Origin of the sequence: Jeotgalibacillus terrae (assembly GCF_016908195.1) — a bacterium.
Lineage (GTDB): Bacteria > Bacillota > Bacilli > Bacillales > Jeotgalibacillaceae > Jeotgalibacillus > Jeotgalibacillus terrae.
The window spans coordinates 91,503-112,753 of sequence record NZ_JAFBDK010000009.1 but is presented as its reverse complement, the minus strand read 5'-3'; the positions used below and the strand labels follow the sequence as shown (position 1 = coordinate 112,753).

The window sequence follows — 21,251 nt, the reverse complement described above, 5'->3', positions numbered from 1 at the left end:
AAAAGGTGCAGCTTTTGTTTTGTCTTGTGTAAGAGTGGTAAAGACTTCTAAATGCACTTTAGGAGGAAATCAGATGATATTTGCACAGGACGGTTTGGAACATCAACATATTTTAGTGACAGGCGCAACAGGAGGAATCGGCTGGCACACGGTAAAAGAATTGTTAAAAACAGGTGCTTCTGTCACCGCTGCAGGACGTAACAAAGATAAGCTGGATGAGTTGAAATCCGCGTGTGAGCAGGAAGGGATCGCTGATAAACTGCTGACCGTCGCTGCTGACCTGAACGAATCAGGAGACCGGGGGAAACTGCATGATCAGGCAACGGAGCATGCTGGACCAGTTACCGGACTCGTTAATTCAGCTGGTATATCAGGAGGCGGACCGGTTGAGGAACTTTCAGAAGAAGATATGAAAAAAGTGATGGAGCTGAACTACTTTTCAACAGTTGCACTCACACAGCTGATCTATCCTGACATGAAAAAAGCGAATAGTGGTGCAGTGGTCAATGTCTCATCATTATCAGGACTGAGGGCTACTCACGGAAACACAGCATATGCAGCGTCGAAATTTGCTGTCATTGCATTCACACAGGCATTTGCCCATGAAGCAGCAGCGCATGGTGTCAGAGTCAATGCAGTCTGCCCGGGATTTGTGGATACAGAAATGGGTCGTAATGCAATTCAGAAAAAAGCTGACCGCGCAGACCGTTCATTTGAAGAACAGATGAAAATCGTGGAAGAAGGATTACCTTCAGGAAGAATCACGCAGCCTGAAGAAGTCGCAAGAACGATCATCTTTTTACTTTCTGATGCAGCTGAAAACATCATTGGTGAATCTGTTAAAATATCAGGCGGCGCCGTCATGAGATAAGGAGGTGATCATATGGAACCGGCTCAGGTTGTTATACTTCTGCTGATCGGCTACATCATCTTTACGATCGATAAACTGACGCAAGTATTTCCCCGGCCGCCCGTTCTTGTGGGTGTAGGGATGATTCTATACTTTATTCCATTCTTTAAAGGCATTGAACTGTCTGAGGTGACGCTGTATGAAGTGATTTTGCCCGCGCTGTTATTTATTTCAGCATATAAATTTTCTGTCGGTGCTCTGAAGGCAAACAGCTGGTCAATTGTATTATTGAGTACAGCAGGTCTGATGCTCACTGTACTTGGTCTTGGCGGCGTTATTTATCTGACAGCTTCATTGTTCGTCACGCTGAGCTTTACAGAGGCACTGCTGATTGCAGCTATTCTTACACCGACTGATCCGGTTTCTGTCACATCCATTTTACATAAATCACTGGATAACGAAATGGTTGGTGATGTGGTGGAAGGAGAATCGCTGATCAATGACGGAACGAGTTATGTCATTTTTGCGACCCTGTTATCCATTCATCAGGGAAGTGAATCGTTTTCGTTCTTTTCATTCATGGGAGAATTTCTGTACGTAGCAATCGGTGGAGCGCTAATCGGTATTGTATTCGGCTGGGTTGTCAGCCGCGCAGTGCATTTTACGCATCATCAGGAATACCAGGTCATGCTGAGTATCGTCATGGCTTACGGGTTATTCCTGCTAGCAGAATCATTCGGTATTTCAGGGGTGCTCGCCACAGTGGCAGCCGGACTCATGCTGTCATGGGAATTTAACAGAATTAATAAAGAAGACCACTACAGAGAGTCTCTGGACCATTTTTGGGATGTGGTGGAGCCGACACTCTTATCGCTGGTCTTTTTGCTGATCGGTTATACGGCTGTCGAACATCTGAAATGGGAGTGGTTTGGTTTTGCAGTAGTTGTGTTTGTTCTTTCACTAGTGATCAGAACAGTAATTGTGCTGCTTACATCTCAGAGTGTGCCGCCTATCCGTAAAAGCATCTCATGGAAGGAATCACTGCTGATTTCATTCGGCGGTGTGAAAGGAACAATGTCTGTTGTGTTGCTGCTGATCCTTGAAGCTTCAGACACCGGCGGAACAGAAACCGTCATGACAGTAGCCTTTATCGCTGTATTGCTCTCATTATTTATTCAGAGTGTGGGGGTACATCCACTGGCAAAGCTGTTGAAATCGTGAATATGATTTGTCGGAAAAACTGCACATTTGTGCGGTTTTTTTGTTTTGGGAAGGGATGAGTGGTATAGGTCTTTTTACATGAAGTGTCGAACATACGGGGATGAGTGTCGAACCAACGATGTTATCTGTCGAACATCAGGTCAGATACGCCGAACACAAAAGGTTATATCGCGAACAACCTAAGTTATACCCCGAACCCGTCCCCTCCCTCACACCCTCATCAGCCCAACAATTTCCACAAACAACTATTGCCAATCATTACAAATTAGTATATAGTACATTACAACAGTAATGCACTATATCAGAACAAGGAGGTGACTGCGCACATGCTGAACCATGACAGCTCAAAACCGATCTACATACAAATCGCTGAATGGCTTGAGACAGAAATTTTACACGAAAGATTCAAACCGCATGAAAAAATGTTTTCTCAATATCAGCTTGCCGATCAATTCAATATTAATCCGGCCACAGCAGCAAAAGGACTGACCATACTCGCAGATGCCGGGATTTTATATAAGAAAAGGGGACTTGGAATGTTTGTAACTGAAGAGGCGGCTGAACAGATCCGTCACCGAAGAATCAATGAAACATTATCCGCACTCATATCAGATGTAGTAGCTGAAGCGGAACACCTCAATGTGAAAGAACAGGACCTGATCCACATGATTCAGCTTGAGCAGAGTCGCCGGAAAGGAGAATCATCATGACGGTTATTGAATGCAGTCACCTTGAAAAAAGGTACAGTGGCGGAGCGGGTGTAAAAGATGCTGATTTTACCATTCAGGAAAATACCATCACCGGCATTGTCGGGCGGAATGGTTCCGGAAAGACAACCCTGATGAAAACGATCGCAGGTTATCTGAAAGTGACTGGCGGGGAGATCAGCGTATTCGGTGAAAATCCTTTTAATAGCCTGAAGGTATCAGCGAACAGTATGTATCTTGATGAGTACACAATGTTCTCCAATGCGCTAACTACAAAAGATATCCTTCACCACCACAGCCGCTTTTATCCGAACTGGGACGCACAGCTTGCACAGCGCCTAGCTGATTACTTCAGTATTCCAATGAGGGTTGGTACTGATTATTTATCAAAAGGTCAGAAAAATACGTTTTACGGGATTCTCGGACTTGCCGCGCGGTGTCCGCTGACAATTTTTGATGAGCCGACGACAGGGATGGACGCATCAGTGAGAAAAGATTTCTACCGCGCCTTGCTGAAGGATTACCTTGCTCATCCACGAACGATTCTGATCTCAAGTCACCATCTGGATGAAATTGATGAACTGATTGAAGATCTGCTGCTGATTGATGGGGGACGGACGGTGCTGCACCTGCCAATTGAAGGGGTAAAAGAATATGCGATGGCAGTGTCAGGGCCCGCCGGAGAAGTAAAAAACTGGTCTGCGCAGCAGGATGTCATTGCTCACCTTGAAGACCAGGGCAGCATCTCCACTGTGATTGTCAAAAACCATTTTACTGCTGCTGAAAAGGCGGCTGCAGGAGGACTCAGGTTTACACCTGTCTCAGCAAGTGATCTTTGTGTGTATCTGACGAGAAGAAATATAGGGGGAATTGACGATGTCTTTAGCAACAGTCAGCACGGGTAACCTCATACGCCAGCAGATTATCTATAAGTGTTATGCGATGGCGGATTTGTGGAGAAGTCTGGTTGTGATTCAGTTAATTGCAATCTTCTTTTCAGCAATCGGGTCAGGCGGAATGAGCACATCCGATGATATGTTCTCACTCAGTATTTCATCTTTCTCCAACGATGCAGTGTTTATGTTCACTGTGTTCTGGATTTTAGTTTCATCTGCGCTGATCACCTCAAAAGGCTATCGCTATGAAGATTTTTCATATGTAACAACGAGAATGATCAGCCAGGTCTCAAATGGCATCCTCTTACTTATCACAGTGCTGACGGCTTCTTTATTCACTGTCATGAGTAACTATGTGATCTATATGGCGGTTTACTTATTCAGAGACATCGAATTTTATCCCGGACTTGCAAGTGTCGGTGCTCCGGGAGAGTTGCTGCTGACTTTTTTGGCAATGACAGGTTATTTACTGCTTGCATCAGCAGTGGGGTATTTTTTCGGCGTGCTGATCCAGATCAGTAAATACTTTATTGCAATTGTTCCGATTATGATTTTTGGACCAACGATGGTGAGGCCGCTATTTATCTATGAGTTTGGCTATGATTTTTATGCACAGGAACCTTCAGTTTTCCTGTTTTTAGTTAAAACAATTGGTACAGCACTCGTGCTATATGTGTGCGGTGTGGCACTCATGAATAGAAAAGAGGTGAGGGAAATATGATGATCCTCGCACAGTTAATTCCATTAGCACTGATCATTTTGATCATTACACTGTTTTTGAAAACTAAAAACAACAGTATTTCAGTAAAACAAAAAAAGCCGCGCAGAAAAATCGTCAGGCCTATATTCATTGGATATACAGCACTGCTGGTGATCTCTATGGCCGTGTATTATATCCTTCCTGCATCTGGGGAAGAGTTCCCCGAACCTGATGCTGAGATAATCTCTGAAAATGAAGGATGGGAAGTACATGAAAAGGCAATGCAGAACAGGTTTGATGAGATTGATCCTGCTTATCTTGAGGAACAGAAAACAGTTGAATTTCCCTACACAAGTTTAGTACTGCCGGAAGGTTTGATGGAGTACGGGGACCCTCTCATCGTTGTTACGATTGATGGACAGTTAAAAGATCAAATTCAAATGGAGGTTTATAAAACACCGTTTACACTGAGTGGTATAGATATAACAGATGAGATTGTGCGGCCGGACGTTTCATTTTCGAACAATCTGCTGACAATCAGCAATGTTTATGGACAGAACAATCTGAATTACGTGGAATATAATCCATCGCTTACTGTACAGCCGTTTCTCGGTGAAGAACGTGAGGGGCTGTCGTCAGGATTTCATTATTCATATGGCGTTCAGGTCATCCACCTCCGCGTTCCGGAAAATGTGGAAATCATTGGTGAAGTCCAGCAATTCCAGGCGCAATAAAATAAATATTCAGAAAAAGGTTGACTTCCTTTTTCAGACTCTTTATAATCCTCAACAAGAGCAAAACACAACATGTACTTACAACTTTATAACTCTTATCCAGAGTGGCGGAGGGACTAGGCCCTGCGATGCCCGGCAACCAACGGATCAATTATTTGATACGGAAAGGTGCTAATTCCTACAGATCCTGAACGGGTCTGAAAGATAAGAGGAGGATATATAACCCTCTTCTTATGAAGGGGGTTTTTTATTTTCCCCTTTCACCTTCATCCAGATAACACTTCACTGCAAACATCCATCAAACCATTAAAGGAGAGATTTACTCATGACAAACAATCAGCCGCAATACAATATCGAGACGCTTTTACTCCACGGGGCAACCGAAGCAGATCCGACAACAGGTTCACGGGCGATTCCAATTTACCAGACAACGTCTTACGTTTTTGACAGTGCTGAACATGCACAGAATTTGTTCTCACTTGCTGAAGAAGGCAATATTTATACGCGTATCGGTAATCCGACAGTTGCTGCATTTGAGAATCGTATCGCCCTTTTAGAAGGCGGGGTTGGTGCAGTCGCTACAGCATCAGGGATGGCGGCCATCACGTATGCTGTACTGAACCTTGCCGGGGCGGGAGATGAAATTGTTGCTGCTGCCAATCTGTATGGCGGAACGTATAACCTTTTTGCCCAGACACTGCCGCGCTACGGTGTGAATGTGAAATTCGTGGATGGAACGGATCCGGAGAACTTCAGAAAAGCAATCGGGCCTAAGACGAAGGCTGTATTTGCAGAAGTAATTGGAAACCCGAGCTTGCATGTACTTGACACAGAAGCTGTCTCAAAAGTTGCACATGAAGAAGGCGTGCCGCTCATTGTAGACAGCACATTTGCAACGCCTTACCTTAATAAACCGATTGAGCATGGAGCAGATATTGTGGTTCATTCTGCTACGAAATGGATTGGCGGACATGGAACAACAATCGGCGGTGTCGTCGTTGATGCAGGAACATTCAATTATGACAACGGCAGATTCCCGGATTTCACAACACCTGATCCTAGTTATAACGGACTGAGATTTGTAGACCTTGAAGCTGCGGCATTCATTGCCAAACTGAGAGTCAATCTGCTGCGTGATACAGGCGCATGCTTAAGCCCGCAAAACGCATTTTACTTACTGCAGGGACTTGAAACACTACACTTAAGAGTTGAGCGCCACGTTGAGAATGCACAAAAGGTCGCTGAATATCTCGATCAGCATCCTTCAGTTGACTGGGTACAGTACCCGGGCCTTGAAAGTCACTCATCCTATGAGGCAGCGAAGAAGTATTTACCAAAAGGCGCAGGATCGATTATCGTGTTCGGTATTAAAGGTGGCCGTGAAACAGGCAGAAAAGTGATTGACAACACGCAGCTCTGGTCACATGTAGCAAACGTAGGGGATGCAAAGTCATTAATCATTCATCCGGCATCTACAACGCACGCACAGCTGACAGGCGCTGACCTTGAAGCAGCCGGTGTAAAAGAAGAGCAGATCAGATTATCAGTCGGTGTTGAATCAGTGGATGATCTGATTCACGATCTGAATCAGGCGATTGAAAAAGCGGCAGTACCCGCGCATTCATAAGCGAGGAGGAATCAGTATGGGAGAGGCATTAACTGAGAAGGTCAGATACAGTGAAGGGACAATTGACATTGGTTCTTTGACACTCGAATCCGGAAAAGTAATTGAACATGTCTCTCTCCGCTATGAGCGGGCCGGAGATCATACGCTGCCAGTTGTTTTAATCTGCCACGCCCTGACCGGCACCCACCAGTCAGTCGGCACAGAGGAGAATCCGGGCTGGTGGAGAGGATTTGCAGCAGATCACGGCTATATTGATCTAACCAGGTTTCAGACAATTACGTTTAATGTGTTAGGGGGATGCAGCGGTTCAACCGGACCTGATTCGTATGATCGGGACCGGAAATACCGTTCAGACTTTCCTTTTATCACAGTAAAAGACATGGTGAACGCGCAGCATAAAGCACTGTTAAAGCTTAGTGTTGAAAAGCTGCACGGCGTGATCGGCGGTTCACTCGGCGGGATGCAGACACTTGAATGGTGTATCACCTATCCTGACTTTATGGAAAAAGCAGTGCTGCTTGCAGCGACACCTTCTCTAAGCGATTACGGGATCGCCTTTAACCGGATCGGCATTCATGCCATTGAAAATGACCCTGCGTGGAACCATGGTTTTTATGAACATGCAACTGATGTGAAAGGGTTCGAAGTGGCCAGAATGGTCGGGCTTGTGACGTATAGAAGCCCTCACCTTTTTACAGGCAGGTTCAATCGTGAAGAAAAAACAGCTGAAGAAAAGCAGCCGTTTTACCAGGTGGAATCTTACCTGAAATATCAGGGCGAAAAGATCACGAAACGCTTTGATCCGAACAGCTATCTGACCCTTCTGTATGCCATGAATCATCATGATATCGGAAGAGGACGCGGGGGCATTCAGGAAGCGGCCGGACAGATCAGATCAAAGCTATTGTGCATCGGCTTTAAAGGAGATTTATTATATCCGCCTGAAGACATCCAGTCATTTACCGGGGCAGTACCAGACGGCGTTTTTCACGAAGTGGATACAGCTTTTGGACACGACGGCTTTCTCGTTGAATTTGATAAATGGGGACACATTGTTAAACATCATTTTGAAACTGGACAGTAAAAGCTGTCCGTTTCTTTTCACTATAAATCTGAGTAAACAGGGAGGAATTAAGATGAATAAAGTTTCTACATTATTATTAACGACAGCAGCAATTGGGGTCCTCGCTGGATGCTCAGGAAATGCGAGTGCTGACGGACAGCCTGATAAAATCACACTTGATTATGCTTACTACTCGCCTACAAGCCTTGTGCTAAAAGAACAGGGACTTGTGGAAAAAGCTTTAGAAGATGAAGGAATTGAAGTGGAATGGGTACTCAGTCAGGGCAGTAACAAGGCACTCGAATTTCTGAACTCAAGCAGTGTAGACTTCGGATCGACGGCGGGTGCCGCTGCCCTGATTGCAAAATCAAATGGTTCACCGGTTGAATCGGTTTACTTGTATGCAAAGCCTGAGTGGACTGCCCTTGTTGCAGCAGAGGGATCTGATATTCAATCAGTAGAAGATTTAAAAGGTAAAAAGATAGCCGCTACGCTTGGCACGGATCCATACATATTCCTGCTGCGTGCACTTGAAGAAGCAGGTGTCGGTTCTGATGAAGTGGAAGTCGTGAACCTGCAGCATGCTGATGGTGCAAATGCGTTAAGTTCAGGTCAGGTGGATGCATGGGCCGGCCTTGATCCGCATATGGCCAGAGCGGAACTTGATACAGGCGCAGAACTGTTTTACCGCAATCCTGATTTCAATACTTACGGAACATTAAATGTCAGATCATCATTTGCAGAAGATTATCCTGAAATTGTGGAAGAAGTCATCGCCCAATACGAAACTGCGCGGGAGTGGACTGTGGCTAACCCTGATGAAGCAGCACAGATTCTTGCTGATGAAGCTGAAATGAATCTTGAGGTGGCAAAAGCAAGTCTTGCCCGCAACGATTTTTCAAATCCAGTCATCGGGGATGAACATACAGAAGCACTGATTGCAGCAGGTGAAGTATTGCGCCAGGAAGAAGTCATTGATGCTGATGCAGATATCGAAGCACTGGTGGACGAACTACTGAATCCTTCATTTACGGAGAATCTTGAGTAAAGGAGGAGATTGGATGAAAAATAAATTAAATCTGATTGGACTCGGACTGATCTTGCCCGTTTTATTAATCGCAATCTGGGAAGCAGCTGCACGCTTTGGATGGATTGAATCTTATCTGCTCCCGGCACCTACTACTGTAGTGGAATCTGTCATAGAGATGGCACAGGACGGATCGCTTTGGACACATGTCTCCATTACACTTTACAGGGTCGGTGCAGGATTTCTGATCGGTACAGCCGGAGCGCTTGTAGTCGGTGCTGCAGTTGGATATTTCAAGCAGGCAGAACGGCTGCTTGATCCGATTCTGCAGGCATTCAGGTCAATTCCGTCACTTGCGTGGGTACCGCTGTTTTTACTCTGGATGGGGATTGGTGAGCCGTCCAAAGTGACGCTTATCGCAGTAGGTGTATTCTTCCCTGTGTACCTGAATATTGTTTCAGGAATTCAGGGTGTAGACAGAAAACTGATTGAAGTCGGTAAAGTATATAACTTTAATTCACTGCAATTAGTAAGAAGAATCATCCTTCCAGCCTCACTGCCATCATTTTTAGTCGGAATCAGAAGTGGATTGGGACTCGGCTGGATGTTTGTGGTGGCAGCTGAACTGCTCGGTGCAAGTGAAGGACTCGGTTATTTACTTGTACTCGGACAAAACACCTCATCTCCGGAACTGATTATCGCAAGCATTATTTTATTTGCAGGGCTCGGAAAAGGGACAGATTCACTGCTGAAAGGAATTGAATCAAGATCGTTAAGATGGCAGGATAATCTGCAAAATGCTAAGTAAAGAGGTGAATGATTTGCTGACAGTCAAGAAAGCATCAAAATTGTTCAAAGACGGTACAGCCGGATTTAAGGACATTACATTTACCGTTCAAAAAGGTGAAATTATCGGGATTCTTGGTACGAGCGGCTGCGGGAAAAGCACGCTGCTGAGAGTATTATCAGGACTCGATCAGTCAGACAGCGGCACGATCCATCTGGGCGGTGAAGGGCAAAGAGGAGCAGGTGTTATCTTTCAGGAACCAAGGCTGATGCCATGGCTTTCAGTAGAAGATAACGTACTGTTCGGCATTAAAAATCCATCTAAATACCGGTCTCAAGCCACGCATTACTTATCACTTGTCGGATTAAGTGAATTCTCACGCGCCCTGCCGCGGGACCTGTCAGGCGGAATGGCTCAGCGTACTGCCATTGCACGCGCGCTCGCTGCGAAACCATCTGTCTTACTACTCGATGAACCTTTCAGCGCGCTTGATGCATTTACCAAAATGCAGCTGCAGGATCTGCTGCTTGATATCTGGCAGGAAGAAAAAACAACGATGGTCATGGTGACCCATGATATTGATGAAGCACTTCACGTGTGTGACAGAATATTAGTCATGAGCGGACAGCCGGGTGAAATTGCCGCAGAGATTAAAATCAGCCAGCCAAAGCCGCGCAGCAGAAGCGACTTAAGTCTGACTGCATATAAAGAAAAAGTTTTTTCAATTCTGCAGGACAGCAATGCCGGGCTTCAAAAGTATTCAGTACGTTAAATGTTCGATTTCCTCTGTTTAATCTTGATGTAAAAAAGGAATAACATACAAAAAGAGTAAATACGGAGGACTGGAACATGCTAATGGAACGAAAAGAAAACCATAACCAGGCCGGGTGTCAAAATGAATACGGCGCACTTGAAAGAGTACTTGTCTGTCCGCCTGCATTTATGAAAATTGAAGAAGCAATTAATGAAACACAAAAGCATTTCCTAAAAGATAATATAGATCGTGAAAAAGCAATGGAACAGCATCGCTTATTTATTCAGCTGCTTCATGAACACGGCGCAGATGTCGCACAGCTGCCCCCGCTTGCTGTTTACCCGGAGCAGGTGTTTACACGAGACATTGGTTTTACAATCGGTGATACAGTATTTATCTCGACGATGGGAACTGAAATGCGCAGCGGTGAAGACAACATCCTGAAAGAGTGGCTTCAGGAATCAAAGCTGAAATTTGAAAAGATTAAGTCGCCATCGATCGAGGGCGGAGATGTGATCGCGGATGGCAAAAGAGTATGGGTTGGGATCAGCAGCAGAACGACTGAAGAAGCAGTAGATGAATTGCGAAGCAAACTGCCGGGCCATGATATTATTTCTGTCCCATTTGACTCCCAGTACCTTCACCTGGATTGTCTATTCAATATCATTTCACCGGAGGAAGCTTTAATCTACAGACCGGCTTTTTCAGAGGAAATGATCGAAAAGTTTGAAGCGCACTATGAACTGATTGATGTGACAGATGAAGAACAGTTCACGATGGGACCAAATGTACTTGCGATTGGACAGGATAAGATCATCAGCCTGCCGGTGAATCAGGATATCAATAAGAAGCTGAGAAGAGCCGGATATGATGTCATTGAATGCGATATTTCAGAGATCATCAAATCAGGCGGTTCCTTCAGATGCTGTACACTGCCAGTGAATCGCAGTTAAAAAAACCGGATCGCCTTTTTGGGGCGATCCGGTTTTTTCAGTCTTTATCTTTATCTTTATCATCTTTTTTACGGTCTACTGTACCTTGTTCGAACATGTCCTGCATTTTTTCTTCTGCATCGTTCTTATTATTTTGTTCTTTCTTATTATCTTTATCAGCCATATCAATCATCTCCTTAGATGTGTCTATTATGTATTGTTCCCGACTGACAATGAATTAATCATTAAAGGAATTCATTATCTAACATTTAATGTCTATGTAATATTCAGTACTCAGCCCCAGGGAGCCACAAACGTTCGTCCGAGGAAACCAGGGGCGTTTTTATAAAATTATAATAAAGTACTATGATAAAATAACTGAAATTTCTGTCATTAATTGATTTACCTATTGAAAACGTATACAATACACCCATATTTAAGTTAAAACAAAGGGGATGTCAGTATGCATGTGCCATTAATTTTAACGGATTTTCTCGATAGGGCTGTCACACTTTATGGTGATAAAACAGCAGTCATTGATGGGGACCGGGAGCTGACGTATCAGGAAGTTGAAAAAAGAGTCAATCGTCTGTCCCGTGGCCTGAGGGATTCGAACATTAAAAAGGGTGATAAAGTAGCCTATTTAACGCCAAATTCGCTTGAAATGTATGAAGGATTCTATGGAATCTATCAGACAGGTGCAGTGATGACATCACTGAATACCCGCCTGAGACCGGACGATTATCTGTTTATCCTGAATCATAGTGAAAGTCAGGTGCTTTTTGTAGACGCAGAATTATATCCGCTCGTTGAACCTGTCAGAGATAAGCTTGAGACTGTTCATACAGTGATCATTCAGGGAGGTCAGGCAAAAGAATGCATAGACTATGAAGACTGGCTGATGACATTTTCAGATGAACTCTTCGACCGTGAGCCGCTTGAAGAAAATGATATTGCCTCACTTTTATACACAAGCGGTACAACCGGAGATCCAAAAGGCGTGCTGCTGTCACACAGGTCCAACTATCTTCATGCACTCGCCACGATGCATCATTTACGGGTGAGTGACCGGGATACTCTGCTTCACGTCCTGCCTATGTTTCATGTGAACGGGTGGGGATCCCCTTTTTACTACACAGCGAACGGGGCAACCCAGGTCATGCAGCGTAAAGTGGATCCGAAGCAGATGCTTGAACGGATTGAAAAATACCAGATTACGATCATGCATATGGCACCAACTGTACTGAACATGGTCCTGCAGGAAGCGCAGCACACAAAATCAGTATTTGACCATCCACTCAGAATTGTTGTGGCCGGATCGGCACCACCGCCTGCATTTATCAGAAAAGTAGAGGAAGAGCTGGGATGGGAGTTCATTCATGTCTATGGCATGACAGAAATCTCACCGCTCGTCACAACTTCCCAACCACGCGAAAATACTCCGGTAGAAGATGAGGGTGCGTTTGCAAGACTGAAGGCTAAAACAGGATATGAGCTGATCGGTACGAAGGTACGCGTCTTTGATGAAAGTGGTGAAGAAGTGCCGCACGATGGAAAAACGATTGGTGAAATTGCCGTGCGGTCTAACAATGTGATGGAAGGCTACTATAAAAATCCTGAAGCAACTTCCGCAACTATTCGTGATGGATGGCTCTATACAGGGGATATGGCAGTCATTGACGAGCAGGGTTATATGGAGATCGTCGACCGCAAAAAAGATGTCATTATCAGCGGCGGTGAAAATATTTCTTCTATAGAAGTGGAAGCTGCACTGTATGATCATCCTGATATCATGGAAGCCGCGGTCATTGCAGTTCCTCACGAGAAATGGGGAGAAGTACCTCATGCGGTTATTGTGAAGCGGGCAGATGCGGATCTGACAGAGGAAGATATCGTTGCTTTTGCAAGTGAAAAACTTGCACGATTCAAAATTCCAAAAAGCTTCAGTTTTGCAGACGAACTGCCGAAGACGGCATCAGGGAAGATTCAGAAGGTTGTCTTGAGGAAGGAATTCTGGAAGGGTAATGAAGGGAAGATGATTAACTAGATTGGAGAACAGTTGGAGTCCGGGTTTCGGCAGTATTTTGCGTGTGTGATTTGATTGGAGCGATTGGTGAATTCGGGTCACTACGGATTTTCACTTACGCCGCTACGATTGTGCGAGGGTTTATTCTCTCATCAATGAAGATAATACTATTAGCAATCTGGTTAATTCTATCACCTTTTTAATTATTCTATCGCAAGGGGACATGAGCAACATAATTAAATCACCTATCGTAATGATTCTATCACCTTTTCATTTATTCACTCACCTTTATCATTATTCAGCTGGAATCCGAAACTGACTCATGTTCAGCCCCGGGCGCTGGCTCCCAAACTACCGTCAATACAGGACAAACCCGCTGAGCTATTGCCACAGCGGGTTTTCTTTATATCAGCTCCAGCAGGCAGGTCCTCGAGTCATAAGCCGACTTGAGAAAATGGGGAAGGTCACCCATTTCTCTCAAGGCGTCTTATGCTTGTCGGACCTAAACGCCTGCTTCCGCTTTTCTATTGATCCAGCTCCAGGCGCTAGCCCCTCGGGTCATAAGCTACGAATCGGCAAACGGGAAAAGGCACCCGTTTTCCGCTCCGCATCTTATGCCTGTCGGAGCTGACCGAGCGCCTTCCGCTTTTCTATGCTTCCTGTGCCTGAATCTGCAGGTTGATTTTAATATCTTCGCCTACAAGTACGCCGCCTGTTTCAAGTGTCTGGTTCCATGTCAGGCCGTAGTTTTTACGGTTGATTTTGCCGTCTGCTGTAAAGCCGACTTTCTGGTTGCCCCATGGATCCTGGCCTGAACCTTCGTATTCCACTTTAAAAGTTTCCTGACGTGTAACATCCTTGATTGTTACGTCACCAGTCATTTCATACTCATCTTCACCAGTTTTCTTGATATCAGTAGAGCGGAATGTGATTTCCGGATACTTCTCAACTTCAAAGAAGTCGGCTGAACGTAAGTGGTTGTCGCGGTCCTGGCTGCGCGTGTCAATGCTGTCTACTTTGATTGAGAAGCTGATGTCTGCACCAGTCAGGTCCTGTGGATCCGCTGCTACATCTGCATTAAATTCATGGAATGAACCTTTTACTTTTGAAATCATCATATGCTTCACCGAAAAATCCACGCTTGAGTGTGCTGTGTCTACTGCCCATTTTTTTGCTGTACTGTTTGTCATAATAAATTTCCTCCTATTAGAGTTACTTTTTGTAACTCGGTTGTTATTTGTAATTATAATATCTCGAATTCGAGATAAAGTCAACAATAAAAATAAAAATCTTTTCTGCATTTTTTGCAACTGAAACAAATTTAAGTTATTCCTCCACAGGTGAAACAATGATGGGACCCAATTCGTCTGTATTTCGACAAGGAACTTTAACAAAATGTCTCATTTAGAGTGAAATTAGGGAAAAAAGGGTAGTACAATAGATAAGGAAAGGGGAATGCATCGATGACATCTAATGAGTCTGATAAAAAAACATCGTCCAAATCTCCTTCTAAAGATTTCAGTGATCCAAAAAAACGAATCATGACACCACTCAGATTTCTGACCATCATGATCGTTATTAGCGTATTATCTCTGGGAACAGTGTATGGATATGAATCCTGGACGAATCAAAAAGTAATAGAGTGGAAATCTGCAGGTGAAAATGCAGCTTTTTATAAAAACTGGAACGAAGCTGAACAACGTCTTGCGAGAGCAGCCAATGCCCGTCCTGAATACGATTCTTTGCGTGAAAGTTTAAGGGCAGTCAGACAGGCTGAAGGTTTTCAAAATGAACTATCGAGACTTGAAGAAAAGCTTAAAGATGGAGAATATACAAACATTCAGGAAAAAATAGAAGAATTAACAGTAAAAATGAAAGAAGCACAGAATGAATTGTTGTTTGCTGAAAAACAGCGGATGATTGATATAAAAGAAAAGGCATTACTGCTTTCGATTAGAAATGATTTGAATGAAGAATTATCAATTCAGTCGCTTGCAGGTAAATTGCTTGAAGTATCAGAGATTGACGAGGAAGGTGCCTCTGAACTTGAAAAGCAGATTACAGACCGGATTGCAGGGATGTCGATTAAACGTGCTGCCGGTGAGCTTGAGTTATACCATTTTTCTGAGGCCCTTAATCTGATTGAAATTGGTCTTGGGTATGCACCTGGTAATGAACAGCTGCAAACTTTCGAAGAAGAGATCAAAGCTCAGAGAAATGCTTATCAGGAAGAAGAATATTCACGTCTTGCAGAAGCCATGAAAGAAGCGGAGAGACAGGATCGTTTTAACAGAACGGAAGCTGTTTCGGTTGAAGACTGGGAAGTAACAGCTGAAGAGGATATCATCAAGCTGACTGGAGAAGTTAAAAATAATGGCTCACGCCCGATCAGTTGGATTGAGATATCCTGGGGTGTCTTTGATGAGAACGGTGAGATGATCGCTGACAGTCTGACAGTGGCAGATCCTGAATATCTGCTTCCTGATGGGACAGGTACATTCAAGGATGAAATTGTGATGAGTCGTCCCTTTGAAAGGGTTGAAGTTGAATCGATAACCTGGTATTTGGAATAGAGGTGAAGTATGAATAAAAAATGGGCGGCAGTTCTTGTGCTGTCAGGATTAATAGTAGGCCTGACAATATGGGGTGGAGTCGCAATTAAACAATATATGGCTGATGCTTTACCAAAAGAACCGTCATACCTCATTAGCAGTGAAGTGAATGAACAGGAGCAGAACTTTCTTGATGAGCTGTCTATGACCAGGGAAGAGGCACTGTTTGAAGCTCAGCAGAAAGTCATTCAGATTGAAACACCAATCGGCTCGATCGGGTCAGGTTTTATTTATAATACTGAAGGTGCAATTGTGACAAATGCCCATGTCGTAGCTAACGCATCAGAAGTAACGGTGATTACAGCAGACTCGGCACGTTACACCGGTTATGTCACAGGAATCAGTACGGAAATGGATGTGGCAGTGGTTCAGGTGGACGAACTTACCGGACGTGAGCCTATGGAGCTTGAACTTGAGAAGGAAGCCCAGCTGCTTGATCAGGTGCTGGCCCTTGGCAGTCCGCTTGGATTTCAGAACACTGTTACTACAGGTGTCATTGATGGTATTGACCGGTCATTTGCCATTGAGCCGTTCAAATATGAAAATATTGATCAATTTACGGCAGCCATCTCTCCCGGAAATAGTGGGGGGCCGCTGCTGAATGCAGATTCGATGAAGGTAATCGGCATTAATTCCGCTGAAGAACCGGATCAGAATCTTGGATACAGTATCCCGATTGCAGATGTTACAGGAATGATTGATGAATGGATTAACGCGCCGATGGAAGAACTGCCTGCTTTTGAACAATATGCAGATCAGACGGCGGATGCAGTTGCTCCGACAGTTGAAGAACAGGCGTTGTATATTGCCCAGTATTATCTTTCCAGTATCGAATTCGGGGATTACGTGACAGCATACTCACTATTAAGTGTTTCTATGCAGGAAGAATATACATTTACAGAATTCAAAAATGAATTTCAAAACCTGCTGTCCATTTCGCTCAAATCATCAGATTCATTCGTGGTATCTGATGAAGTAGAGGTTCGGGCATCAGTCGAAAAAGAAGAACTCGTTAACAACCAGCCCGAGTCAAACCTATTTAACTACCGCTTCCTGATCACGCAGGAAAACGGACAATTTAAAATTAAGAAACTGGAGTACTCAGAAGATCAATCATAAAATGATTGTCTTTTGAGTGTGCATCCTGTTAACTAACTGTTTCCTCAAGAAAAAAATTAAGGTGAACGGAGCAGAAGATGGTGACTCCAGCAGGCTCAAGCACACGCCCTGCGGAAAGCACCGCCTGCAGCGAAGTGAGCCGGTTCCACAAGCAAAGGCTGAGACAATTTGTCCCAGCCTTTTTCCTATTTCATCATCCATTTATCTGCCCAGCTCTGAATTCCATCTAAAATGGGGGTCAGTGACTCACCCATATCAGAGAGTCTATATTCAATCCGTACAGGCGTCTCCGGAAAGACTTCCCGGATCACAAGTCCGTGTTCCTCAAGTTCCTTCAGTCGTTCAGTCAGAATTTTATTACTGATCTGAGGGATCGGCTCTGCAATTTCTGAAAAGCGCTTTGGACCATCTGCCAACACACGAATGATCACGCCATTCCAGCGTTTGCCCAGGATTTGAAAGGCCTGTTCGAACTTCGGACACAGTGACATCGCAGCCATATTGCTCCCTCCTTTACATACATTGGTTCATCTATTATACAGCAGGAGGGGCATGTGGTCACTTGTCAGCGTTTAAGCTTTCATAAATCTTCACGTGTGCATAGGCAGCTTGAAGAATAGGTGTCTCGATTCTTTCTGCCTGTCCTTTTTCAAGCAGCCATCCCTGCAGGTGTTCAGTTTCAGTATGCATGCCTTTTTCCATATCACGCAGCATAGATGATTTCATCGCTTCATTCATTTCTTCCATTCTTAACATTTGAGCTTCAGGCAGGTTATCTGCAATAGGCGCCTGGATGGCTTTCATCACAGATGATATTTCCTGCAGCAGACGTTCTAATGTTTGACGTGCAGCCGGAATTTGTACAGCCGGTCCAACAGGAGATCTCATTAACGTTGTTATGCCGGACATTGCTGTAATAAATGAATATTTATGCCACATATCCTGCATAATATTTTCGCTCAGCCTGAAGCCTGCATTTGCCCCTTCAAAAGCCTTTTCCAGTGCTGTTATTCTCTCAGTTTTCCGTCCGTCCCTTTCCCCGTATACAAGGTCATGCACCGGACTGGACTGAACGATGTGGCCTTCTTCGTCAAGCGTTGTCTCAATAAAACAAAGTCCGCCGATTACCCGGTCCCCGAATGCATCCACCAGCGGGTCAAGGTGTGCAATTCCGTTCAGCAGCGGCAGAATCAGAGTTGATTCATTTACGAAAGGCTTGATATCTTTGACGACCTGATCAAGATGATAAGCCTTGGTCGTAATGAAGATGACATCATAAGTCTGACCATGATCATCTTTTGTGATCAATTGTGGTTTTCCTGTGAAATCCCCATGGTGACTCTTGATAACGAGTCCGGTTTTCTGAAGCTGTTCTTTGCGGTTCTCTCTGACAAGAAAGGTAACCTTCTGTCCTTTTTCCATTAAACGTCCACCAAAGTAGCCGCCGATTCCCCCAGCGCCTGCAATTAAAATATTCACATTAAAAGCCTCCTTATGATTATCTATTCATTATCATACGACATTTTTGAACAGGTTACGAAAAGAGTACTCAAACTATACTGAATATTGTAAAAAATTTCTTTTCATTTAGTAATATTATCACTATAATGATGTTGTCAGTTTATATACGACCGGGGGGTCAATAGAGCGAAGGGGATAGGGAAAATATGAAAACAGAGAAAAAGCTTTCAGGCCTACTAAGCCGTATTTTTTTGATTTCGGCAGCGTTAATGTTGGTAAATATGGTCGCGCAGGTAGCTATGTATGGGGTGCCGGAATTTACATTGATGAATGTGCTGTATAATACGCAATTTTTACTGCTGGTTTTTCCAGCGCTTTATTTTAAGTTCTCAAAACAGGCAGTATATTTTAAAGAACTGTCTGTGTTATCTACTTTACTTCTTGCATTTATATTTTACTCGAACGCCTGGGTGAACGTACCGTACTTCTGGTTCGTGCCGCTGGGGATTGCAGCGGTATATGCCGATGCTAAACTGATGAAGCGATCACTGATTGCGACAGCATTTCTTCTTGGTGCAGCGCAGTTTGTACATCTTTATTTTGCAGAGCCGATGGTAGTGGAAACCTCTCTTGAATATTCGATTCTCACAGGTGCTTATCATATCGTTCAATATGTGCCGATTGCAGTGGTCCTGTTATACGCGGTTAAAAGAGCGAGTCAGAAGAATCATGAAAGCATGGAATTACAAACAAAGCTGAAACAGATGCTGACGAACGTTGAAACAACAGCAGGCCGCCTTGAAAACATGGTGGAAGAACTGACCGGACAGCTGGCAGATTCATCCGGCTCTGTTTCTGCAGTCAGCAGACAGCTCGAGAAGATGGAACAGTCATCCGCACATTACAGGCAATCTTCAGCAGCAGCTGAGGACAATGTTTCAGGGATTGTTTCGAGCGTGTCAGATGTTTCAAGAAGGTCTGAAGAGATGAATATACTGACAGACAAAGTGATTTTGTCAGCAAAAGAAAACAAAGAAAATCTGAAGGGTACAATCGAACAGATGGAGGAAGTGCAGCAGCAGTCCGGTCATTCATCTGAAACTGTCCAGGTGCTCGATGAGAAGACACAGGAAATTGACGCTGCACTGAATCAGATCGCAGGTATTGCTGAACAGACTAACCTGCTTGCGCTCAATGCTTCTATAGAAGCAGCACGTGCAGGTGAACACGGGAAAGGCTTTGCGATTGTAGCTGAGGAAGTCAGGAAGCTGGCTGAACAGTCATCAGCGGTGTCAGTTAATATCAGAGCAGTCGTTGCAGAAATTTCTGCTGCAAAAGAACAGGTAGCCGGTTCACTTGGGGAAACAAGAAATAAGATTAATCACAGTATGAACTCCATCCACCAGACTTCAGATGCATTTGAAGAATTAATCAGCAAACAGGAAGAATTAAAATCACAATTCAGCCTGATCTTTGATGCTTCAAGACTTTCAGCGGAAAGTGGAGCGTCTGTCCAGCAGTCGATGCAGACGATGCAGGAGCACGCGTCTGATAATGACCAGGGAATTGAAGAGATTGTTCACACCGTACATGAACTTGAAACCGCATTTGATGAAATCGCCCGTTTTGCGTATGCTGTAAAAGAACAGGCAGCACACCTGACGGGAGATCTGAAAAAAACATCATGAAACCTTTTGGGTATGCTATACGTCTATTAGCAGCAGAGGAAAATGCTGCCTAACTGAAAACCAAAGGAGAATGCAAATGATGAAACGTATAATCACAGCTCTTTTAACAATGGCTTTAATCATTCCGGCATTTCAAACAGCGAGTGCTTCCGTTAATCCTACTGATCAGGGAATCGATGAAAGATTCGGTTTGCCGATCCTCGTGCTCGGTGGAAATCTGAATGATGCCCAAAAGCAGGAAGTAAGAGAGATGCTTGGTGCCAGTGACCCTGAAACTGTGGAAGAAGTGATCGTTACAGGAGAGGACCTTGTCCGTTATATTGAAGGAGAAGACAGCAGTGCGAGCATGTATTCTTCAGCAAAAATAACACGTGAAGAATCGGGCCACGGCCTGGTTATTGAAAGAGTGACTCCTGAAAATATCACACAGGTAACCGATACAATGTATGCAAATGCGCTGCTGACAGCAGGAATTGAAAATGCCACTGTAGAAATCGCTTCTCCTTTAAAAGTGAGCGGTCACTCTGCACTGACAGGCATTTATAAAGCCTATGAAGTGAGTGGGGAACAGCTGGATACAGCCCGTCTTGAAGTAGCCAATGACGAATTAAATCTGGCAACAGACCTTGCTGAAGAAGAAGGGATCGATCAGGAAAAAGTGAGTGAATTGCTTGCAGAAATCAAACAGGCAATTGCTGAACAAAACCCTGCAACCCGTGAAGATATCGAACAGATTATTAATGAGCAGCTGTCTAATCTTGAAATTAACTTAAGTGAAGAAGACAGACAGCGTTTAACGGATCTGTTTGATCAAATGCGAAATCTTAACATTAACTTTGATAACGTATCTGAACAATTGAATGATCTATCCACTGCCATACAGGATCGTTTGAGTGATGTAGTTAATGATGAAGGATTCTGGCAGAGTGTCAGAGATTTCTTCCAGGGGCTGATCGATGCGATTTCAAACCTGTTTGGAGGTAGTGAAGAAGAAACAATTAATGAATCATAAAGTATTTTAAAGGATAGTCTCAGCTGAAACCTGAG

21 protein-coding genes and 1 riboswitch are annotated in these 21,251 nt (G+C 44.2%); of the genes, 17 read left to right on the top strand and 4 right to left on the bottom strand.

The window, feature by feature from the left end; genetic code table 11:
* Positions 1-73: 73 nt before the first annotated feature.
* The 12 genes from JOD21_RS11010 (at position 74) to JOD21_RS10955 (ending at position 11,319) form a co-directional block, all read left to right on the top strand.
* Positions 74-871 (top strand): SDR family NAD(P)-dependent oxidoreductase, encoded by a 798-nt coding sequence (locus JOD21_RS11010; RefSeq protein WP_204729664.1) that lies wholly within the window; start codon positions 74-76, stop codon positions 869-871.
* Positions 872-883: 12 nt separating this feature from the next.
* A complete protein-coding gene (locus tag JOD21_RS11005; RefSeq protein WP_204729663.1) occupies positions 884-2,071 on the top strand; it encodes a cation:proton antiporter in 1,188 nt (395 codons plus the stop codon).
* A gap of 326 nt (positions 2,072-2,397) precedes the next feature.
* Positions 2,398-2,781, top strand: coding sequence for a GntR family transcriptional regulator (locus JOD21_RS11000; protein WP_204729662.1), 384 nt, complete (start codon positions 2,398-2,400; stop codon positions 2,779-2,781).
* The gene (locus JOD21_RS10995; protein ID WP_204729661.1) at positions 2,778-3,683 is read left to right on the top strand and encodes an ATP-binding cassette domain-containing protein; all 906 of its coding nucleotides are present in this window, start codon (positions 2,778-2,780) and stop codon (positions 3,681-3,683) included. The genes JOD21_RS11000 and JOD21_RS10995 overlap by 4 nt, the downstream gene beginning before the upstream one ends.
* The gene (locus JOD21_RS10990) at positions 3,655-4,395 is read left to right on the top strand and encodes a hypothetical protein (protein ID WP_204729660.1); all 741 of its coding nucleotides are present in this window, start codon (positions 3,655-3,657) and stop codon (positions 4,393-4,395) included. The genes JOD21_RS10995 and JOD21_RS10990 overlap by 29 nt, the downstream gene beginning before the upstream one ends.
* Positions 4,392-5,108 (top strand): hypothetical protein, encoded by a 717-nt coding sequence (locus JOD21_RS10985; RefSeq protein WP_204729659.1) that lies wholly within the window; start codon positions 4,392-4,394, stop codon positions 5,106-5,108. The genes JOD21_RS10990 and JOD21_RS10985 overlap by 4 nt, the downstream gene beginning before the upstream one ends.
* A gap of 92 nt (positions 5,109-5,200) precedes the next feature.
* Positions 5,201-5,319, top strand: a riboswitch (SAM riboswitch).
* A gap of 114 nt (positions 5,320-5,433) precedes the next feature.
* Positions 5,434-6,735: an O-acetylhomoserine aminocarboxypropyltransferase/cysteine synthase family protein gene (locus JOD21_RS10980; protein WP_204729658.1), complete on the top strand. Its 1,302-nt coding sequence runs from the start codon at positions 5,434-5,436 to the stop codon at positions 6,733-6,735.
* Positions 6,736-6,751: 16 nt separating this feature from the next.
* Positions 6,752-7,819, top strand: a complete 1,068-nt coding sequence (metX, locus tag JOD21_RS10975; RefSeq protein ID WP_204729657.1) for a homoserine O-acetyltransferase MetX — start codon at positions 6,752-6,754, stop codon at positions 7,817-7,819.
* A gap of 52 nt (positions 7,820-7,871) precedes the next feature.
* Positions 7,872-8,846 (top strand): aliphatic sulfonate ABC transporter substrate-binding protein, encoded by a 975-nt coding sequence (locus tag JOD21_RS10970; protein ID WP_204729656.1) that lies wholly within the window; start codon positions 7,872-7,874, stop codon positions 8,844-8,846.
* Between the two features lie 13 nt (positions 8,847-8,859).
* Complete coding sequence (locus tag JOD21_RS10965) at positions 8,860-9,633, top strand: ABC transporter permease (RefSeq protein ID WP_204729655.1); 774 nt, start codon at positions 8,860-8,862, stop codon at positions 9,631-9,633.
* Positions 9,623-10,384 (top strand): ABC transporter ATP-binding protein, encoded by a 762-nt coding sequence (locus JOD21_RS10960; RefSeq protein WP_239581546.1) that lies wholly within the window; start codon positions 9,623-9,625, stop codon positions 10,382-10,384. The genes JOD21_RS10965 and JOD21_RS10960 overlap by 11 nt, the downstream gene beginning before the upstream one ends.
* A gap of 77 nt (positions 10,385-10,461) precedes the next feature.
* Positions 10,462-11,319, top strand: coding sequence for a dimethylarginine dimethylaminohydrolase family protein (locus tag JOD21_RS10955; protein ID WP_204729654.1), 858 nt, complete (start codon positions 10,462-10,464; stop codon positions 11,317-11,319).
* A gap of 37 nt (positions 11,320-11,356) precedes the next feature.
* On the opposite strand, the gene JOD21_RS19480 is transcribed toward JOD21_RS10955, so the two are convergent.
* Positions 11,357-11,482, bottom strand: coding sequence for a hypothetical protein (locus JOD21_RS19480; protein ID WP_275579595.1), 126 nt, complete (start codon positions 11,480-11,482; stop codon positions 11,357-11,359).
* Between the two features lie 279 nt (positions 11,483-11,761).
* On the opposite strand from JOD21_RS19480, the gene JOD21_RS10950 reads away from it, so the two are divergent.
* Positions 11,762-13,345 carry a long-chain-fatty-acid--CoA ligase gene (locus JOD21_RS10950; RefSeq protein ID WP_204729653.1) on the top strand — a complete coding sequence of 528 codons (1,584 nt, stop codon included), beginning with the start codon at positions 11,762-11,764 and terminating at the stop codon, positions 13,343-13,345.
* Positions 13,346-13,974: 629 nt separating this feature from the next.
* On the opposite strand, the gene JOD21_RS10945 is transcribed toward JOD21_RS10950, so the two are convergent.
* Positions 13,975-14,514: a YceI family protein gene (locus JOD21_RS10945; protein ID WP_204729652.1), complete on the bottom strand. Its 540-nt coding sequence runs from the start codon at positions 14,512-14,514 to the stop codon at positions 13,975-13,977.
* A 273-nt stretch (positions 14,515-14,787) separates the two neighbouring features.
* On the opposite strand from JOD21_RS10945, the gene JOD21_RS10940 reads away from it, so the two are divergent.
* On the top strand, positions 14,788-15,897 hold the full coding sequence (locus JOD21_RS10940; protein WP_204729651.1) for an FxLYD domain-containing protein: 1,110 nt from the start codon (positions 14,788-14,790) through the stop codon (positions 15,895-15,897).
* A gap of 9 nt (positions 15,898-15,906) precedes the next feature.
* Positions 15,907-17,055, top strand: coding sequence for a S1C family serine protease (locus JOD21_RS10935; protein ID WP_204729650.1), 1,149 nt, complete (start codon positions 15,907-15,909; stop codon positions 17,053-17,055).
* A gap of 185 nt (positions 17,056-17,240) precedes the next feature.
* Here JOD21_RS10935 and JOD21_RS10930 read toward each other — a convergent pair whose 3' ends face one another.
* Positions 17,241-17,555, bottom strand: coding sequence for a winged helix-turn-helix transcriptional regulator (locus JOD21_RS10930; protein ID WP_204729649.1), 315 nt, complete (start codon positions 17,553-17,555; stop codon positions 17,241-17,243).
* Positions 17,556-17,613: 58 nt separating this feature from the next.
* Positions 17,614-18,534: a 2-dehydropantoate 2-reductase gene (locus tag JOD21_RS10925; protein WP_204729648.1), complete on the bottom strand. Its 921-nt coding sequence runs from the start codon at positions 18,532-18,534 to the stop codon at positions 17,614-17,616.
* A gap of 188 nt (positions 18,535-18,722) precedes the next feature.
* Between JOD21_RS10925 and JOD21_RS10920 the strand changes: the two genes are divergently transcribed.
* Complete coding sequence (locus JOD21_RS10920) at positions 18,723-20,204, top strand: methyl-accepting chemotaxis protein (protein WP_204729647.1); 1,482 nt, start codon at positions 18,723-18,725, stop codon at positions 20,202-20,204.
* A 76-nt stretch (positions 20,205-20,280) separates the two neighbouring features.
* A complete protein-coding gene (locus JOD21_RS10915; protein ID WP_204729646.1) occupies positions 20,281-21,216 on the top strand; it encodes a DUF1002 domain-containing protein in 936 nt (311 codons plus the stop codon).
* Positions 21,217-21,251 lie beyond the last annotated feature (35 nt).

Bases quoted from the DNA above. Each gene is read 5' to 3' on its own strand.
- JOD21_RS11005 (WP_204729663.1), top strand. From the start codon at position 884: ATGGAACCGGCTCAGGTTGTTATACTTCTGCTGATCGGCTACATCATC.
- JOD21_RS10980 (WP_204729658.1), top strand. From the start codon at position 5,434: ATGACAAACAATCAGCCGCAATACAATATCGAGACGCTTTTACTCCAC.
- JOD21_RS10945 (WP_204729652.1), bottom strand. From the start codon at position 14,514: ATGACAAACAGTACAGCAAAAAAATGGGCAGTAGACACAGCACACTCA.
- JOD21_RS10920 (WP_204729647.1), top strand. From the start codon at position 18,723: ATGAAAACAGAGAAAAAGCTTTCAGGCCTACTAAGCCGTATTTTTTTG.
- JOD21_RS11010 (WP_204729664.1), top strand. From the start codon at position 74: ATGATATTTGCACAGGACGGTTTGGAACATCAACATATTTTAGTGACA.
- JOD21_RS10965 (WP_204729655.1), top strand. From the start codon at position 8,860: ATGAAAAATAAATTAAATCTGATTGGACTCGGACTGATCTTGCCCGTT.
- JOD21_RS10970 (WP_204729656.1), top strand. From the start codon at position 7,872: ATGAATAAAGTTTCTACATTATTATTAACGACAGCAGCAATTGGGGTC.
- JOD21_RS10955 (WP_204729654.1), top strand. From the start codon at position 10,462: ATGCTAATGGAACGAAAAGAAAACCATAACCAGGCCGGGTGTCAAAAT.
- JOD21_RS10930 (WP_204729649.1), bottom strand. From the start codon at position 17,555: ATGGCTGCGATGTCACTGTGTCCGAAGTTCGAACAGGCCTTTCAAATC.
- JOD21_RS10950 (WP_204729653.1), top strand. From the start codon at position 11,762: ATGCATGTGCCATTAATTTTAACGGATTTTCTCGATAGGGCTGTCACA.
- JOD21_RS10985 (WP_204729659.1), top strand. From the start codon at position 4,392: ATGATGATCCTCGCACAGTTAATTCCATTAGCACTGATCATTTTGATC.
- JOD21_RS10940 (WP_204729651.1), top strand. From the start codon at position 14,788: ATGACATCTAATGAGTCTGATAAAAAAACATCGTCCAAATCTCCTTCT.
- JOD21_RS11000 (WP_204729662.1), top strand. From the start codon at position 2,398: ATGCTGAACCATGACAGCTCAAAACCGATCTACATACAAATCGCTGAA.
- JOD21_RS10990 (WP_204729660.1), top strand. From the start codon at position 3,655: ATGTCTTTAGCAACAGTCAGCACGGGTAACCTCATACGCCAGCAGATT.
- JOD21_RS19480 (WP_275579595.1), bottom strand. From the start codon at position 11,482: ATGGCTGATAAAGATAATAAGAAAGAACAAAATAATAAGAACGATGCA.
- JOD21_RS10935 (WP_204729650.1), top strand. From the start codon at position 15,907: ATGAATAAAAAATGGGCGGCAGTTCTTGTGCTGTCAGGATTAATAGTA.
- metX (WP_204729657.1), top strand. From the start codon at position 6,752: ATGGGAGAGGCATTAACTGAGAAGGTCAGATACAGTGAAGGGACAATT.
- JOD21_RS10960 (WP_239581546.1), top strand. From the start codon at position 9,623: ATGCTAAGTAAAGAGGTGAATGATTTGCTGACAGTCAAGAAAGCATCA.
- JOD21_RS10995 (WP_204729661.1), top strand. From the start codon at position 2,778: ATGACGGTTATTGAATGCAGTCACCTTGAAAAAAGGTACAGTGGCGGA.
- JOD21_RS10915 (WP_204729646.1), top strand. From the start codon at position 20,281: ATGATGAAACGTATAATCACAGCTCTTTTAACAATGGCTTTAATCATT.